The sequence below is a fragment of the Paenibacillus sp. 481 genome (assembly GCF_021223605.1).
Classification (GTDB): Bacteria; Bacillota; Bacilli; order Paenibacillales; family Paenibacillaceae; genus Paenibacillus_B.
In genome coordinates, this window is sequence record NZ_CP075175.1 from 3,334,178 (window position 1) to 3,349,562 (window position 15,385).

The following is a 15,385-nucleotide window of genomic DNA, read 5'->3' on the forward strand; positions in this document are numbered from 1 at the left end:
GGAGGCTTGCGGTTCTCCCTGACGGTTCTTTTTTGCATAATTAAGCTTGTATAAGTCCATATTAGTTCATAACTGGCATGAAGCAACGCAAACCCTTCATCACTCAAGTACTGCAAGACTTAAGGACTGCATGACTCAAGGATTGTACCACTCAAGTTCAGCTTACCCTTGTTCGTAGAGCTCTTTAAACGATTTTATTTTGCCATGAGGATGTGGTGTCTGTTTACGGATTTTGTCTGCATTTTCTCGACGACGCTTCTGTACACTCATGATTAAGCAGCTCCCTTCGTTGCTTCTTGCAATTCCAAGCCGATGGAGTGCATCGGAATGTGGTCTTAATATGGTCTTTCCTTCGTGCTCGTATCCCCGCAAATGTTTGCCGTGAAAAGAGATAGTTGTTCGGATCGAATTACATCGTTATTACAAGGTCGTTCATTACATGTTGGTTGCGAACAGAGCCCCGTATACAATGCACGCTTGTGCGGCAACATAAGTTATCCATATCCATAGTCGATGGTTAGGGACACGACGTTGTCCAATGTCGGTATAACCGATTATTAAATCGGAGAGGACAAATAACACACCACCAATAGCTGGCAGCCACCAGAGGCCGTCTAGAGCCCACCACATCGCAAATGCAAATACTGCTGTACCTGCAACCCATAAACCGTACAAATAAGACCCGATATTTAGTATGCGTGGCTGGCGATCGTTGCGAACCCACTTGGTCCACCCAATCGTATGAACAATTAGCGCAATAAAGGTGGCAATCAGGAAGCCTGTATTCCAAATGGTTCCGCCAAATTGTGTGGCCATATTGGCAAAGCCGATCATATAAAATACGTGACCGATACCGAATGTCAGCATGCCGCCAATGAGCCAATTGCGCCACGGCAATAGCTGAGCCATAGATAAGTCCCCGACAAACGAGAACAACATACCGATAGCGATCCAGAGCGAGTAGGCTGGAACAACTTCCAGTACGTACAGTGCAGCGGCAGCTGTTACTAGCGAAATGCTAAGCAGCATACTTTCAGCGAGCGGAAAACGGCGTTCACCCGACACACAGGGCTTAGCTCCCCATAGGGCACTTGCTAACAGCCCGAGCTGGACAGCTGCGATAATACCAATAACCCACAACATTCGATCAAATCCCCTTTTTTAAAAAAGTAGGTTAGGCGTTCTTGCTCCCTTGCATCGCAAGTTACTCCTTGCTAAATACCATATAATTACGATATACGCTACATTCACAGTATAGCAATAAATGATTTGACACTGGTAAATTTTAAATGTTATTATTAATTAGACATTTATCTAACAGTTGAATTATAGCCTGATGTTAACGATTACCTCGATTGAATGTTCACTTGGTTTTGTTTATTTTTTGTTACTAGACACATCTGTATAAGGGGAGTGCATAGACAATGAAAAGTACAGCTTGGAAATGGATGTTGGCTTCATGTATTGCGCTTAGCAGTACGGTACCATTTGCGCCAGAGGCGTGGGCTATGGACAATAAACGGGCAGTAGAAGCTCGCGATGACGAAGTACTAACAAAGCTTGTTCCTTTGCGTCAAGCTGCAGCAACAATTGGGGCTCAAGTGCAATGGGACAATAGCAAGCAGACAGCAACCGTTACATACGGTGAACGCGTATGGACGATTGTACTAAACAAGACAGAATCGAGTGTAAATGGTGAACAATTAGTGCTAGCGAAGCCAGCGCAATTAAGTAAGAAACATAACGGCGAACTTACGGTGCCTTGGAATGCTATTCAGCAAGCGTTAGGGGTATCAGGCCAGTGGGTTGACGGGGCTTATATTGCTGGGACAAATGATTGGTCGGCGCGTGCGACGCAATTTTTGGGTCAGTGGATAAAGGCTGGTAAGCAGCCGCAAGGCGCTGAATTAGCTAAGCTGCACGAGTATATGACGCCCGAGCTTAAGCAAGTAGTGACAGCTCAGACTCTGACAGGGGAAGGCATGTCATTTCAATATTTCGGTACACCGGAGAAGATAGTTTCTGTCAAAGTGAGCAATAATGGGGTCCATCATACCGTTTCGGCTGTATATTTGACCGATAAAAAAATGCCACTTTATTTCGATGTTAAATTATCTTCGAATGGTTTAGTTAATGATTACATTGGGCTACCCATGACTTCACAAGGCTATAAGGCACCAGCATACGATGATGCTTCTGCCTACAAAGAGGAGTCTATTGTAGTAGGTGAAGGTCAATTTAAGTTGCCAGGTACACTGACGCTGCCGACGACGAAGGTTGAAGGTGGATATCCTGTTGTCGTGTTAGTACACGGCTCTGGTATGCATGACCAAGATTCGACTATAGGTGCGAATAAGCCATTCCGTGATCTGGCTGTTGGTTTAGCTAAGCAAGGTGTAGCATCGATCCGCTACAACAAGCGGAATCTGGAATATCCGCATCAAATCGCAGGAATTCCGAAGCTTACGGTCAAACAGGAGTCTATCGATGATGCGTTGTTAGCTGTAGCAGGAGCACAGCAGGATAAGCGCTTGAATAGTAAGCGAGTTTTTGTTCTTGGTCACAGCCAAGGAGGTATGATTATGCCTCGTATTATTGAGCAAGACAAGGACAAGGCGATTGCTGGTGCTATTCTTGCGGCCGCACCTTCTGGCGCGTTGGAGGATATTGCGTTAAGACAATTTGAAGATCATTTGGCGCGTTCTAAAAGTGAAGGACGTCCAGCGGAAGTGATTGCTCGTCAAGAAATGATGGTTGCATCGGCGAAGAAGCTTATTGCTATCCTTGATGATAAGCAGTATTCAGCGGACAATTACCCAGCTGATTTCCCATTGCCGCCAGCCTCTTGGTGGTTCGACATCGCGAACAACGATGGGCCAGAGCGAGCGAAGAATCAGCAAGTGCCGCTCTTTATTTTTAACGGCGAGAATGACTTTCAAGTTGATCTGAAGCAATATGAGGGCTGGAAAAAAGGCTTGGCATCGCGCAAGGACGTTACTTTTAAGCAGTATCCGAAGTTAAATCATGTGTTTGCGTCTTACGATAAGCCGTCTACTACCGATGAGTATATGCTTCCAGGCAACGTTCCGCTGCAATTAAGTGAGGATATAGGGGCTTGGATCAAGGTGCAAAAGTAAATATAGAGGAATGGCATCGGCTGAAAGACCGACAAGACCTGAAAGACCTGCGATACCTGTAAGGCTTACAACACCTGTGATACCTGTAAGTCCTGTAAGGCTTACAACACCTGCTATACCTGTAAAAGGAATGTACGAGGATACCTGCATTGAATGCGGGTATTCTTCAGATTGCCGAGAAACCCCTGTCTTTTTCTCAAGACTTGGGTTTCTCATTTTTTACAGATACAGAAGCGAAAAGAAAGGTGATTACCCCTGTTTCTCTAGGCGATCCAAGTGGATCGCTATCTTTTTCATATTGTGCACGGCTGCCGTCATCAAGGCTTGTTCCTTGACGTTATGCAATCCGCGCAAACGGCAATAACGAAACCCACGGAGCTCTTTCGCATCCGCGAAGCTTCGCTCAATCGTTTCTTTTCGTTTGCTGTACAATCCTTATCCTGACTTACTGAATCGGTTGTTCGCATTTATCTTGATGTGAGTGGAATCCGAAATCAGAACACGCCCTCCGGCCATCCGGTGTTGAATGGATTGCAGGACGCCCATTGTCTGCACAGTGCAAAGGCCGAACCTTCTTATCTATAAACGAGAAGTCTATATATTTATCCACTTTACGGAGCAATAATCCCGACGACCCAAATCCTCAATAGAGACGAATTCGTAAGATTGTTGTCTTTCCCGATTGGAACGTAGCATAATCGAACACAATCCGTGCTTAACGGTTGCCATAGTGGTTATTTCGCCAGATTTACCTCGTTTTGATTTCTAACGGTTATAGGCGAGCTTATTTCTCCAGTTTCATTCAAGATCCGTCTGTTTTCATCGTAATAAGCGCCATCATGACCGTTAAATATTGAATGGGTTCATATTCGCAGAAATAACAACTGTGGCGACCGTTAGGAGAGGAGGCATAGTGAATCAGCTAACCATCAACGGTTAGGGCATAAGGATTCAACTGACTACCAATCGAAAAGTGCGAAGCTGCTTGCCGTTATCTCAATGAAGAGAAACCTTCGTCTTAACAAACAGAGGTTTCTCGACAAGCTGGAGAGTATCTGCATCGAGGATACCTGCGTTGAACGCGGGTATCCTTTTTCCGTTATGCGTAAACGTATTGCTGTACGATGCCCTTGTCCTTAATTAGGGACATCCAGAGCTAGTCTGCATAAATGGCCAAGTTACCACATAGACATGTTATCAGTTGATGAGGTGTTAATGAGAAGTGTTAACCGAATCGAACAATTTTACATGTCAAGGGGATGATCTCATGCGTCGATTCACATGGTTGTTAGCCATTGTGATGAGTGTCGCGCTTCTGTTGTCCGGATGCGGCAAAAAGGATGCGACTGCGGTAGTCGAAGAGCTCGACCAAGTAATGACGAAGCTAGACAGTTATGCGGGTATCGGCACGATGACGCTTAACTCTGGACAGCAGCCGTTGCAATATCAGGTGGAAGTATGGTACCAAGATCCGTCTTACTATCGCATTGAGCTTACGAATGCGAAGAAGGATGTGAAGCAAATTGTGCTGCGCAATGAAGAGGGTGTCTTCGTGCTGACGCCAAGCTTGAACAAAAGCTTCCGCTTCCAAAGCGATTGGCCAGAAAACCAAGGCCAAGTATATTTGTACCAAACGCTAGTACGCAGCATTATGGCGGATAAGAACCGTCAGTTCACGACTGATGGAGACAGCTATGTTTTTGAGGTGGCGGCGAACTATCAGACGGATACACTCGTCCGGCAAAAAATATGGCTGAACAAAGGCAACTATGCACCTAGCCAAATTCAAGTGACAGATGCGGAAGGCCAAGTTGTCGTTGAGATGAAGTTTAATCAATTTGATTTTGGTAAAAAGTTCGATAAAGAGCAGTTTGATATGCAGCGCAATATGACATCAAGCCGCAATGCAGATTCCATACCTACTGCTGTCGATCAGCCAACGATGGCTACGCCTGAGCCGACGTCAGATGGCACTAGCGGAGATCAAGCTGTGCAAACACCAGTAGTTCCAGATGGAGCCGATAAAGGAACGGGTGTGAGCAAGCCAGCAGAGTCGAGTGAGCAGGGAGAGGCGACTAAGCCAACAGAGTCAGGAGAGCAGGGCAAGGCGACCAAGCCAACGGAGACGGGAGAACAAGGCGAGGCGACTAAGCCAACGGAGACGGGAGAGCAGGGCGAGGCGACTAAGCCAACAGAGTCAGGAGAGCAGGGCAAGGCGAACAAGCCAACGGAAACGGGAGAGCAAGGCGAGGCGACTAAGCCGACGGAAGCGGGAGAGCAGGGCGAAGCGGCTAAGCCGACTGTTGCGAATAAGTCATCTAATGGTAAGCAGAAGAGCAACGGGCAACCTGATATCGCGCCGAGTGCCCAAGGCCCATTCGGTTTTATCGAGCCGTCCTATATTCCAGAAGGTGTAGCCTTAAAAGATAAAACAGAAGTGCCTAATAGCACAGATCATGCTGTAATGTTGCGCTATACAGGTACGTACAATTTTACAATCATGGAATCACGGCCGAAAGATGTTGAGGTTGGTCTTATTTACGGACAGGTCGTAGATTTAGGTTTTACGATTGGACAGATGACAGGCGATGAGCAGAAGACGTTGACATGGATGTATGACGGTGTCAAATACCGTGTTGTCAGCGCAGAGATGCCGACTGATGAAATGGTGAAGACCGCACAGTCGATGATCGACCAATCTGGAAAATAATTTGGAAGGTGAGTTAAATAGTTCATATCGGTCCGTATTCTGGCGTTTGACTCAGAGTTGCGGGCCGTTTTATCCTATACTTTCAAGGTAAACTACGGAACTCTTTCGTTCTTTTTACCAGATCTGTCGTTGACAGCGTTCTTCCAGAGCATTAACATAGTTTTTGTTGACGTTTGAACGGATGAGGAGAGAACGAGAAGGTGACTAACATGGAGACGTACTTTCGTCCAACACGTGCGGAGATTTCGCTAGACGCTTTGCGGCACAATATAGACGCATTTCGAAATGCGCTGCCTACAGCAACGAAGCTTAGCGTCTGTTTGAAAGCGAATGCTTACGGACATGGTGCAATTGAAGTTGCACGGGCGTCAGAGCGTGCGGGCGTCGATTATTTGAACGTCGCATTTATAGAAGAAGCGGTGCATTTGAGAGCAGCAGGCATTCGATTGCCTATTTTAATATTAGGCTACACACCACCGGAAGGAATCCAATTAGCGTGGGACCAAGACATAACGCTAAATGTATTCTCTGAACAGGTGTTACACGTGTTAGAACGTGAAGCTTCAAGTCTATACGCCAAAAATAATGGGCGGCCGCTTAAAGTTCACGTTAAGATCGATTCTGGCATGAATCGCCTTGGGTTGCGAACACCAGAAGAAGCGGTTGCATTTGTTGAGCGTTTAGAAGCTATACCTGGCGTTGTACTTGAGGGTGTATTCACTCACTTCGCGTGCGCTGATGAAGCTGACAAGCAGCATGCAAATATGCAGCATGAACGTTTTCGAGCGGTTATTGCGGCGCTAAGAGCCCATAATGTTGATATTCCAATTGTACATGCCAACAATAGCGCAGCTACTTTTGATATGCCGGAATCGACATACGATATGGTTCGAGTCGGGGTTAGCATTTATGGCTTATATCCGTCTGCTGAAGTGAATCAGCAGCGTATCGAACTTGAGCCTATGCTGACATTGAAGTCAGAAGTCGTGCACGTGAAGTTGGTGCCGGAAGGCGAAGGAATTAGCTATGGTGCTCGTTATCATACACCACACGCTGAAATAATCGCCACACTACCAATCGGCTACGCGGATGGGTACTCGCGCATGTTAAGTGGCAAGACCGAGATGCTCCTTCGAGGAAAGCGAGTTCCTGTCGTCGGGCGAATTTGTATGGATCAATGTATGATTTCGCTTACACCGCTCGGTAAGGATGCCGAAGATGTGCAAGTGGGCGAAGAGATTGTCATTATCGGCACTCAAGGAGCGGAGTCGATATCGACGAGTGAACTAGCTGATCATTTAGGGACGATACACTATGAAATCATTTGTGCGCTTGCACATCGAATTTCACGAGTGTACACGGAGCAAGGCCGCCCAGTTAAAATTGTAAACGCATTGATTAACGATCATCTTATGCAAATGCATTCCGTTTGACGATTTAGTAGTAATATACAATAATTCCCTGAAGATGTTTTCGGTATTTTTAGAGGATTTTTGACGAAACACCGCGAATATGATCTTAGGGCATAGTGCAGTCGGAAATTTGCGCTCTTTGCAACATACTGAATCTGCATAAGGCATATATATGCTGTTGTATAATTTTTCTACGGAATCGACATAATGGTAATAGGCAGGAAAGGTTTTGGGGGTGCGAGGATAGGTGGCAAACATTCAGAACACCAAAAGAATTATGATCAGCTTGCCCGACCAATTACTACAGGAAGTGGACGGTATCGTCGCCATGGAAAAATCTAATCGGAGCGAGTTCATTCGCCAAGCGATGAAATTATACTTGAGTGAACGAAAAAAGCGCCATATTCGTGAATCCATGCAGCGTGGCTACATGGAAATGGCAAAGATCAATTTAACGATGGCATCAGAGGCTTTTTATGCGGAAGAAGATGCGGATGGCACTCTCGGTCGTTTAGTTAGCGGGGTGTAGACATTGATTGTAAAGCGCGGCGACGTATTTTTTGCGGATTTATCGCCGGTTGTGGGTTCGGAACAAGGTGGTGTCCGTCCCGTTCTCGTTATACAAAATGATATCGGAAATCGCTTTAGTCCTACGGTTATCGTAGCTGCGATCACAGCGCAAATTCAAAAGGCTAAACTGCCGACCCATGTCGAAATCGATGCGGAAACGCACGGTTTCGACCGGGACTCGGTCATTTTACTCGAACAAATTCGCACGATCGACAAGCAACGGCTGACCGACAAAATTACGCACTTGGACGAAGAAACGATGCGTAAAGTAGACGATGGGCTGCAAATCAGCATTGGTTTGATAGATTTTTAAAGGAATAGACAGCATAAAATTAGTTTGGAAACGAGGGCTGCCTCGTTTTTTTTTGTGCGCAGCGATGTAAAAAACAGTTAGAGGGTGGAAAAGCGGCACAAGAAATGAGAAAATATGTAGTAGACCAAGCCGCACTTTTTTTGTGAAAGGAATGACATAATGACAGATCAAAATACGATAGTTGAATTCACAGCGTTGGAAGCGCTTTTAGTGGAAATGAAAGAAAATGAGCCGAAGCGTATCGTTAAACAGCTCGCAACCGAGTTGTCGTTGAGTGAGAAACAAGTTAGAACCGTTGTCTCGCTGTTAGACGAAGCGAATACGATTCCGTTTATTGCCCGATACCGCAAAGAGATGACAGGCGAAATGGATGAGAATCAGCTGCGTGATTTGGAAGAACGGCTCCATTATGTGCGTGGCTTAGAGCAACGGAAGAGCGAAGTGCTGCGTCTGATCGCAGAGCAGGGTAAGTTAACGGAAGAGCTGCAACATAGCGTTGTGAGAGCTGTCAAATTGCAGGAAGTCGAGGACTTGTATCGCCCATATCGACAAAAGCGCAAAACGCGGGCAAGCATCGCCAAGGAGCGCGGCTTAGAGCCATTGGCGAACTGGATTCAGGCGCAGCCCAAGCAAGGTGACGCATATGTGGAAGCTGCCGCTTATGTGAATGAAGAAAAGGGTGTCGCTACACCTGCGGATGCGGTGCAGGGTGCGTTGGATATTATCGCGGAGATTATCGGCGACGAGCCGAACATTCGCGCATGGGTACGACGTTACACGTATGATAACGGTTTAGTGCGCACAGATGCGAAAGACAAAGAACAAGAATCTGTATACGAAATGTATTATGCATATACCGAGCCTGTAAAAAGGCTTCCAGCCCATCGGACGTTGGCGATCAACCGCGGTGAGCGTGAAGAAGTGCTGAAAGTGTCTTTAGACGTGCAGGTTGAGCAGATCACAGCCTATATCGAAAAAAGGGTGCTCAAGGGCCCGTCTGTTGTCGCTGATTTGCTGCGCACGACGATTGAAGATTCATATAAACGACTAATCGCTCCCTCTATTGAGCGCGATGTACGTAACGAATTGACAGAGAAGGCTGAGGAGCAGGCAATTGAAGTGTTCGCGCAAAATTTGCGCAGCTTGCTGCTACAGCCCCCGGTAAAAGGTAAAACCGTACTCGGTGTCGACCCTGCCTATCGCACAGGCTGCAAGCTTGCTGTCGTGGATGATACAGGGAAAATGCTAGAGGTCGCTGTTACTTACCCGACGAAGCCGCATCATAAGGTGGAGGAGTCGGAACGTAAATTTACAGAGCTGGCTAACAAATTTGACGTAGGGCTCGTCGTGATCGGCAATGGTACGGCATCACGCGAGACGGAGCAGTTCGTCGCAGATTGGATAGCAAAATGCAAGCAACAGCAATTGCAATATTTAATCGTCAACGAAGCGGGGGCGAGTGTGTACTCTGCTTCAAAGTTGGCACAAGAAGAGTTCCCAGCGTTGGATGTTGCTGAACGGAGCGCTATCTCCATTGCGCGTCGAATCCAAGACCCGCTGGCAGAGCTTGTCAAGATTGACCCGAAAGCAATTGGCGTCGGTCAGTATCAGCATGATGTATCGGCTAAACGTCTAGAGGAAAGTTTGGGGGCGGTCGTGGAATCCGCCGTAAACCATGTCGGTGTGGACCTGAACACAGCGTCTCCGTCGCTATTGTCGTATGTATCTGGTATTAATGCGACCTTGGCGAAAAATATCGTGAAATACCGTGAAGAGAACGGGAAATTTACGAAGCGTCGCCAGTTGCAAAAAGTGCCACGGCTTGGGCCGAAGGCATTTGAGCAGTGTGTCGGCTTCCTGCGTATTGCAGAAGGGGACGATACACTGGATAAGACACCGATACACCCTGAATCATATGGGGTCGTGGATCGCTTGTTTAAACATCTGAGCTTGGATAAAGCGCTAATTGGAACAACCACTTTAGCCGAAGCGCTTCAGCGCATAGATGTAGCGGAGCTAGCTGCGCAGTTAGAAGTCGGTATCCCGACACTTAAGGACATTATCGACAGCTTGCTGCGTCCAGGGCGCGATCCGCGTGAGGAGTTGCCGCCACCTATCTTCCGTACCGATGTGCTCCAAATCGAGGATTTGAAGCAAGGGATGGAGTTAAAAGGTACGGTGCGCAATGTAATCGACTTTGGTGCGTTTGTGGACATCGGCATCAAAAATGACGGACTTGTCCACATCTCGCAGTTGAGTGATCGTTATGTGAAGCATCCACTTGATATCGTCTCGGTTGGAGATAATGTGACCGTGTGGGTATTGAACGTGGATATGAAAAAAGGGCGTGTAGGCTTGACGATGCGCCAGCCTAACTAGAGTAAGGCCGACCTTCCATCTGAAATGGATGAGGTCGGCTTTTTTACTATATATACGATGTATACGTTTCTGCTTCCCGAATTTCACCCAATTTTATAGTGGCGATATAACAACCTTTAAACGAGGTCGCTTATCTTCGAAGGACTCCGATAGGAGTTTTACTCATGGTCTGGGCCGGAGCTTAACGGCGTGTTTGTGAATGAAGCGTGCGAGCTTGCGGCTTCGAGCGATAAAAAAACCAGCACTCGTTCAGCAGTTTAATTTGCCGGCGGTCCTTTTTGTTAAAGGCACGCATCATTTGATTGCACAGCCATTGCGGCATAATACCCCTCCTTCAACCGATACAAACATTTGTCGTTGTAACGCTATCTTATGGGCGAGTGCCGCAAGTCGTGCAGGTCCGAACAGAAAAAGCCGAAGAATGAACGATTAATCGGGGTAGTCCCCTCATCACGTCAGCTTCGGCTTTGTTTATCGGTTATAGGATTGTCGATTTAAAAGTATGCACAAACTACAGGCTGAACTCTTCTTCTTCGTACCACTGTTCCATCTGTGCCTGTAAGGCACGAATTTCAGTTAAGAGTGCAATAAGTGGATACTCTTGCTCGCGAATATTCGCGAAGGAGCGCTCCAATTGATTTAAATATTCGAGTCCATTTATAATGGTGTGGCTTTCATGCAGTAGTTCCAAGTTATCGCATTCTGCTACAGCAATAGGGAGTAGCGGGACGTGAGCAGCGGTTAGCTTGCCAATTTCTTTATGTAATCGCAGATTCAGCGCACTAAGTTGGTAGGCGTAGTCGGTTGGCATTTCAACATATTCCAGCTCACCTTCACGCTGAAAAATAATGTAGCGCATTTTCGGCATTAGTAGGTCCCCTCTTTTCAGCTCTAATCTTGCTCTTGACAGTTTACTGAACTTCTTTTAGAAATACAAGTAGGCTTATGTCAAATTGCAATAAGGAGGAAGCATGAACAACCAGCATGAAAAAGGGCGTAAATCCAGTCCGCTGCCACCGATATCTAACAACCATTTCGATCACGCAGCGACCATGTTGTCGGCCTCCGATACATCTCAGACCAAACTTCCTTCGAATAGGCAGCTGCAAGCATGGGTAGAACAAATCTCTATTCGTGACTTTGGCAAACCATTTCGCCACCAAGTTTCCTGGAACGCAAGATTGAAATCAACAGGAGGAAGATACTTGCTTCGAACTCATCACATCGAGATGAACCCGAAGCAGTGGGCGGCAAATGGTGCTGATGAAGTGGAGTCCATCATTAAGCATGAGCTGTGCCATTATCACTTGCATCTTGAAGGAGGAGGATATCGCCACAGAGACGCCGAATTTAAAGCTTTGTTAGCAAAAGTTGGCGGGTCACGCTTCTGCAAGGCGCTTCCTGATACCCGAATAAAGCGGCAAGAGCCGTATCGGTATCGTCTGGAATGCACAAGCTGCGGACAAGTCTATTTGCGCAAGCGGAAAGTAGATATCCGTCGTTACGCTTGCGGACGTTGTCATGGTCCGCTGCGGATGCTGCGTCTAACAGGGGTGTCTGGCGACAGCTAGAGCGAAGCTAGAGTGAAGCTGGAGTGATCTTGAGGGAGGATGTACATGGCAAAGTTAGCAGGGAAGACCGTAGCACTCACAGGTCCGCGCAAAGCGGAAGAGATGGCGAACATTGTGAGCAGGCAAGGGGGGACGCCGATTATCCGTCCGACGCAGGGCACGATGTTCGAACATTTTGAGCGTTTGGAGGAAGAAGTGGACAAGTTGCTCGAAACTCCACTTACATGGGCGGTCTGGACGACCGGAATGGGGCTCGACAAGCTCATGGAGGCAGCCAGAGAAGCGGGCAAAGCAGATATGCTGATTGCCAAGCTGAAACAGCTACGTCATGCTGCTCGTGGCTACAAGACGTACAACGCGCTGAAGCGGTTAGGCATTATGCCTGATGTGCGAGACGATGACGGTTCTACGCTTGGTCTGGTACGCGCGATGCGGGAATACGGAGTGGAGCAATGGGCTGGACAGTCTGTTTCTTTACAATTGCACGGCGATCCGGCACCTGTTCTTGTGCAATTTCTTCAAGAGAGCGGCGCGACGTGGGTTGAGCTTATGCCATACCGTCATACTCCGCCTGAGCCTAGCGTGCTGGCGCAGCTAACGGATGAACTATTACAAGGCAAAGTGGACGCAGTCGCCATGACGAGCGCACCGCAAGCTCGGTTCTTATTTGCTTATGCGCGGGAGAAAGGGATCACGGAGCAGCTTCTGCATGTGTTTGCGACACGTACACTTGCGGCAGCAGTTGGGAGAGTAACCGCGGCTGCATTGGCGGATGAAGGCGTTGAGCGTATTCTTGTGCCGGAGGAAGAGCGTATGGGCGTGTTGATCGTTACGCTTTCGCAATGGTTTAACCAGACGGAGCAGCAAGAATAGCAGAGCCTAGAAACAGCTAGGAAACAGCAAGGAGACAGTAAGGGCAGCAAAAATAGCAAACTCAGCAAAAATAGTAAACTCAGTAATGTCAGTTATGACAGTGTGATTCATTAAGAAAATATTTTGACAACCAAAGCACCAATTACAACATGAACATGCTACATACTCACAGCGACTTGCGAAAGATAACACCATGGTAGAAGGACATCTTATGCGGGTCGTTTTTTTAGTGGCAAAAAGAGTGATAAATATTTACTGTATTACCATCTACGATTAATATCTCGTTAACAAACGTTCATTACGATGTATGAATACGCACTAACTATTCTTTATACATTCATTCGGAGGTGTTGTGACTTGAAATTTACATCAAAATGGTTCAAATGCACAATCGCAGTAACAATTGGAGCATCTATCTTTACGACATGGGCAGGAGGGAATAATGTAGTACACGCGGAAGGCCCGCTTGATCCAGCTCCTGTAATCGCACCAGTAGGCACGCCAAATGGGAAAAAAGTATTGTTTGATAATACACATGCTCAAACGGCAGGTGCAGCAGACTGGGTTATTGATGGTGCCTTTTCTGATTTCGGTAACGCATTAGCCGGAACGGGCTATGAAGTGAAGGAATTGCGCAAATCTACACCAATCGTATTGGCTGATTTGCAAAGCTACGACGTATTCGTCATTCCTGAGCCGAATATTCCGTACAAAACATCCGAACAAGCTGCGATGCTTCAGTATGTTCAAACAGGCGGCAGCATCTTGTTTGTTAGCGATCACTACAATGCGGACCGCAACAAAAACCGTTGGGACGCTTCCGAAGTGTTCAACGGCTACCGTCGTGGCGCTTGGGAGAACCCAGCTAAAGGCATGAGCAACGAAGAAGCTAGCTCTGTTGCTATGCAGGGCGTAGCAAGCACGGACTGGCTCGCTGATAACTTTGGTGTGCGTTTCCGTTACAACGGCATCGGCAACGTGACAGCGAATCACATCGTACCAAGCGATCAATCGTTCGGCATTACGGAAAGTGTATATGGCTTTGCTATGCATGCAGGCTCGACGCTAGCGATCACGAATCCAAAAATCGCGAAAGGCATTATCTACTTGCCACCGACGCAAGATAAGTGGGGTCACGCTGTCGATCAAGGTATCTACAACGGGGGCGGAGTTGCTGAAGGTCCGTACGTGTCGATTTCTAAAGTATTGGCAGGTAAAGCGGCATTTATCGGCGATTCCTCGCCAGTAGAAGATATTACGCCGAAATATTTGCGTGAAGAGAACGGTCAAGCTAAAAAGACGTATGACGGCTTTAAAGAAGTAGATGACGCTAAATTGTTGATCAACTTGGTTAACTGGTTGGCGAAAGACGAAGCGTATACAAGCTTTGAGCAAGTTCCGGGCTTACAATTGGATCAGCCAACAGCGCTGCACAGCTTTGAAATTCCACAAAACAGTACAGAGCCTAAAGCGGAGCCATGGGCACAACCAGCAGCAGGTTACAAATGGTGGGATCCTTCCACATTTAAAAAAGGTTCATACGGTGCTAGCGGAGGAGGAACAACTCCGACTCCAAATCCAGATCCAACGTCCACTTATGCACTTAGTTATCCGAACGCAGTAACGGCGGGCCAGCCCTTCCAAGTTACGGTTAATGTGAATGGTGGAACACCGAATGCAACACTGCAACTCAAGTTGGGTATTTATGTGACAGGTGGTAAACAAATCGGACAAGTGCAAAATGACAACGGAACATGGCCTACCTCATACGGTTACCAAAACGTTTCCGTAACGACGGATGCACAAGGAAAAGTGTCAAAAACGATTAACGTGCGTACAAATCCGCTTGATGTAGGCGGAGCTACGATTCGTCTTCGTGAAGGCAGCAAAAATCTCGTTACGAAAGCGATAACGGTAAATTAACATTGGGATTGTAAGTGTAAATGAGTTAAAACATCACATTTTGACCATCTAACATAGGTCTTTCGCACGCGCCCTCTTGTTCGTTTAGAGAGGGCGCGTGTTTGTTTGTAGCAGGAAAAATAGGGGGATGACGAACATGACTCCATTTTCGATTGCGATCCTAATTTTTTTGTTGCTCTTTGTTGACAGCCTATATTTATTATGATAAATTAGTAATTGTCTTTCCCTGATAGCTCAGTTGGTAGAGCACTCGACTGTTAATCGAGTTGTCACAGGTTCGAGTCCTGTTCGGGGAGCCACATACGGGGAGATACCCAAGAGGCCGAAGGGGACGCTTTGCTAAAGCGTTAGGGTGTTACAGCCGCGAGGGTTCGAATCCCTCTCTCTCCGCCATTTACTTTACAATTATGCATGTTTGATAAGGAAGCCCTTCGGGGCTTCTTTTTTTATATCCATTTTCCAGATTTCCATCTGTACCTAACATATGAAGCAAGGGT

Annotated in this window: 13 protein-coding genes, 2 tRNA genes and 1 pseudogene; 11 read left to right on the top strand and 5 right to left on the bottom strand. The window is 47.0% G+C overall.

All coding sequences use genetic code 11. From position 1 onward, the window contains the following. Positions 1-162: 162 nt before the first annotated feature. A complete protein-coding gene (locus KIK04_RS14765) occupies positions 163-270 on the bottom strand; it encodes a DUF6254 family protein (protein WP_232274410.1) in 108 nt (35 codons plus the stop codon). A gap of 165 nt (positions 271-435) precedes the next feature. Continuing rightward, a complete protein-coding gene (locus tag KIK04_RS14770; protein WP_232274411.1) occupies positions 436-1,143 on the bottom strand; it encodes a lysoplasmalogenase in 708 nt (235 codons plus the stop codon). A 281-nt stretch (positions 1,144-1,424) separates the two neighbouring features. On the opposite strand from KIK04_RS14770, the gene KIK04_RS14775 reads away from it, so the two are divergent. Next, positions 1,425-3,137 carry an alpha/beta hydrolase family protein gene (locus tag KIK04_RS14775; RefSeq protein ID WP_232274412.1) on the top strand — a complete coding sequence of 571 codons (1,713 nt, stop codon included), beginning with the start codon at positions 1,425-1,427 and terminating at the stop codon, positions 3,135-3,137. 249 nt (positions 3,138-3,386) lie between these two features. Here KIK04_RS14775 and KIK04_RS14780 read toward each other — a convergent pair. Further along, a pseudogene (locus tag KIK04_RS14780) lies at positions 3,387-3,569 on the bottom strand (transposase); the annotation flags it as partial. Between the two features lie 835 nt (positions 3,570-4,404). On the opposite strand from KIK04_RS14780, the gene KIK04_RS14785 reads away from it, so the two are divergent. From KIK04_RS14785 to KIK04_RS14805, 5 genes are all read left to right on the top strand, one after another. Continuing rightward, positions 4,405-5,847 (top strand): DUF4367 domain-containing protein, encoded by a 1,443-nt coding sequence (locus KIK04_RS14785; protein WP_232274413.1) that lies wholly within the window; start codon positions 4,405-4,407, stop codon positions 5,845-5,847. A gap of 209 nt (positions 5,848-6,056) precedes the next feature. Continuing rightward, a complete protein-coding gene (alr, locus tag KIK04_RS14790; RefSeq protein WP_232278745.1) occupies positions 6,057-7,280 on the top strand; it encodes an alanine racemase in 1,224 nt (407 codons plus the stop codon). Between the two features lie 226 nt (positions 7,281-7,506). Then, positions 7,507-7,788 carry a CopG family ribbon-helix-helix protein gene (locus KIK04_RS14795; protein WP_232274414.1) on the top strand — a complete coding sequence of 94 codons (282 nt, stop codon included), beginning with the start codon at positions 7,507-7,509 and terminating at the stop codon, positions 7,786-7,788. Positions 7,789-7,791: 3 nt separating this feature from the next. Beyond that, a complete protein-coding gene (locus KIK04_RS14800; protein ID WP_232274415.1) occupies positions 7,792-8,142 on the top strand; it encodes a type II toxin-antitoxin system PemK/MazF family toxin in 351 nt (116 codons plus the stop codon). 159 nt (positions 8,143-8,301) lie between these two features. Further along, complete coding sequence (locus KIK04_RS14805; RefSeq protein ID WP_269670948.1) at positions 8,302-10,521, top strand: Tex family protein; 2,220 nt, start codon at positions 8,302-8,304, stop codon at positions 10,519-10,521. 181 nt (positions 10,522-10,702) lie between these two features. Here KIK04_RS14805 and cmpA read toward each other — a convergent pair whose 3' ends face one another. Then, the gene (gene cmpA / locus KIK04_RS14810) at positions 10,703-10,843 is read right to left on the bottom strand and encodes a cortex morphogenetic protein CmpA (RefSeq protein ID WP_232274416.1); all 141 of its coding nucleotides are present in this window, start codon (positions 10,841-10,843) and stop codon (positions 10,703-10,705) included. 189 nt (positions 10,844-11,032) lie between these two features. Further along, positions 11,033-11,389 (bottom strand): hydrolase/acyltransferase, encoded by a 357-nt coding sequence (locus tag KIK04_RS14815; RefSeq protein WP_232274417.1) that lies wholly within the window; start codon positions 11,387-11,389, stop codon positions 11,033-11,035. Positions 11,390-11,573: 184 nt separating this feature from the next. Here KIK04_RS14815 and KIK04_RS14820 point away from each other — a divergent pair, with 184 nt between their 5' ends. The 5 genes from KIK04_RS14820 to KIK04_RS14840 all read left to right on the top strand — a co-directional run bounded on the left by KIK04_RS14820 (position 11,574) and on the right by KIK04_RS14840 (position 15,281). After that, positions 11,574-12,092 carry a SprT family protein gene (locus KIK04_RS14820; protein WP_232278747.1) on the top strand — a complete coding sequence of 173 codons (519 nt, stop codon included), beginning with the start codon at positions 11,574-11,576 and terminating at the stop codon, positions 12,090-12,092. 45 nt (positions 12,093-12,137) lie between these two features. Next, entirely contained in the window at positions 12,138-12,965 is an 828-nt protein-coding gene (locus tag KIK04_RS14825) for a uroporphyrinogen-III synthase (RefSeq protein ID WP_232274418.1), read from the top strand. 357 nt (positions 12,966-13,322) lie between these two features. Next, the gene (locus tag KIK04_RS14830; RefSeq protein ID WP_442951093.1) at positions 13,323-14,888 is read left to right on the top strand and encodes a DNA-binding protein; all 1,566 of its coding nucleotides are present in this window, start codon (positions 13,323-13,325) and stop codon (positions 14,886-14,888) included. Positions 14,889-15,111: 223 nt separating this feature from the next. After that, a tRNA-Asn gene (locus KIK04_RS14835) sits at positions 15,112-15,187 on the top strand. A gap of 5 nt (positions 15,188-15,192) precedes the next feature. Beyond that, positions 15,193-15,281 (top strand) — tRNA-Ser (locus KIK04_RS14840). Positions 15,282-15,385 lie beyond the last annotated feature (104 nt).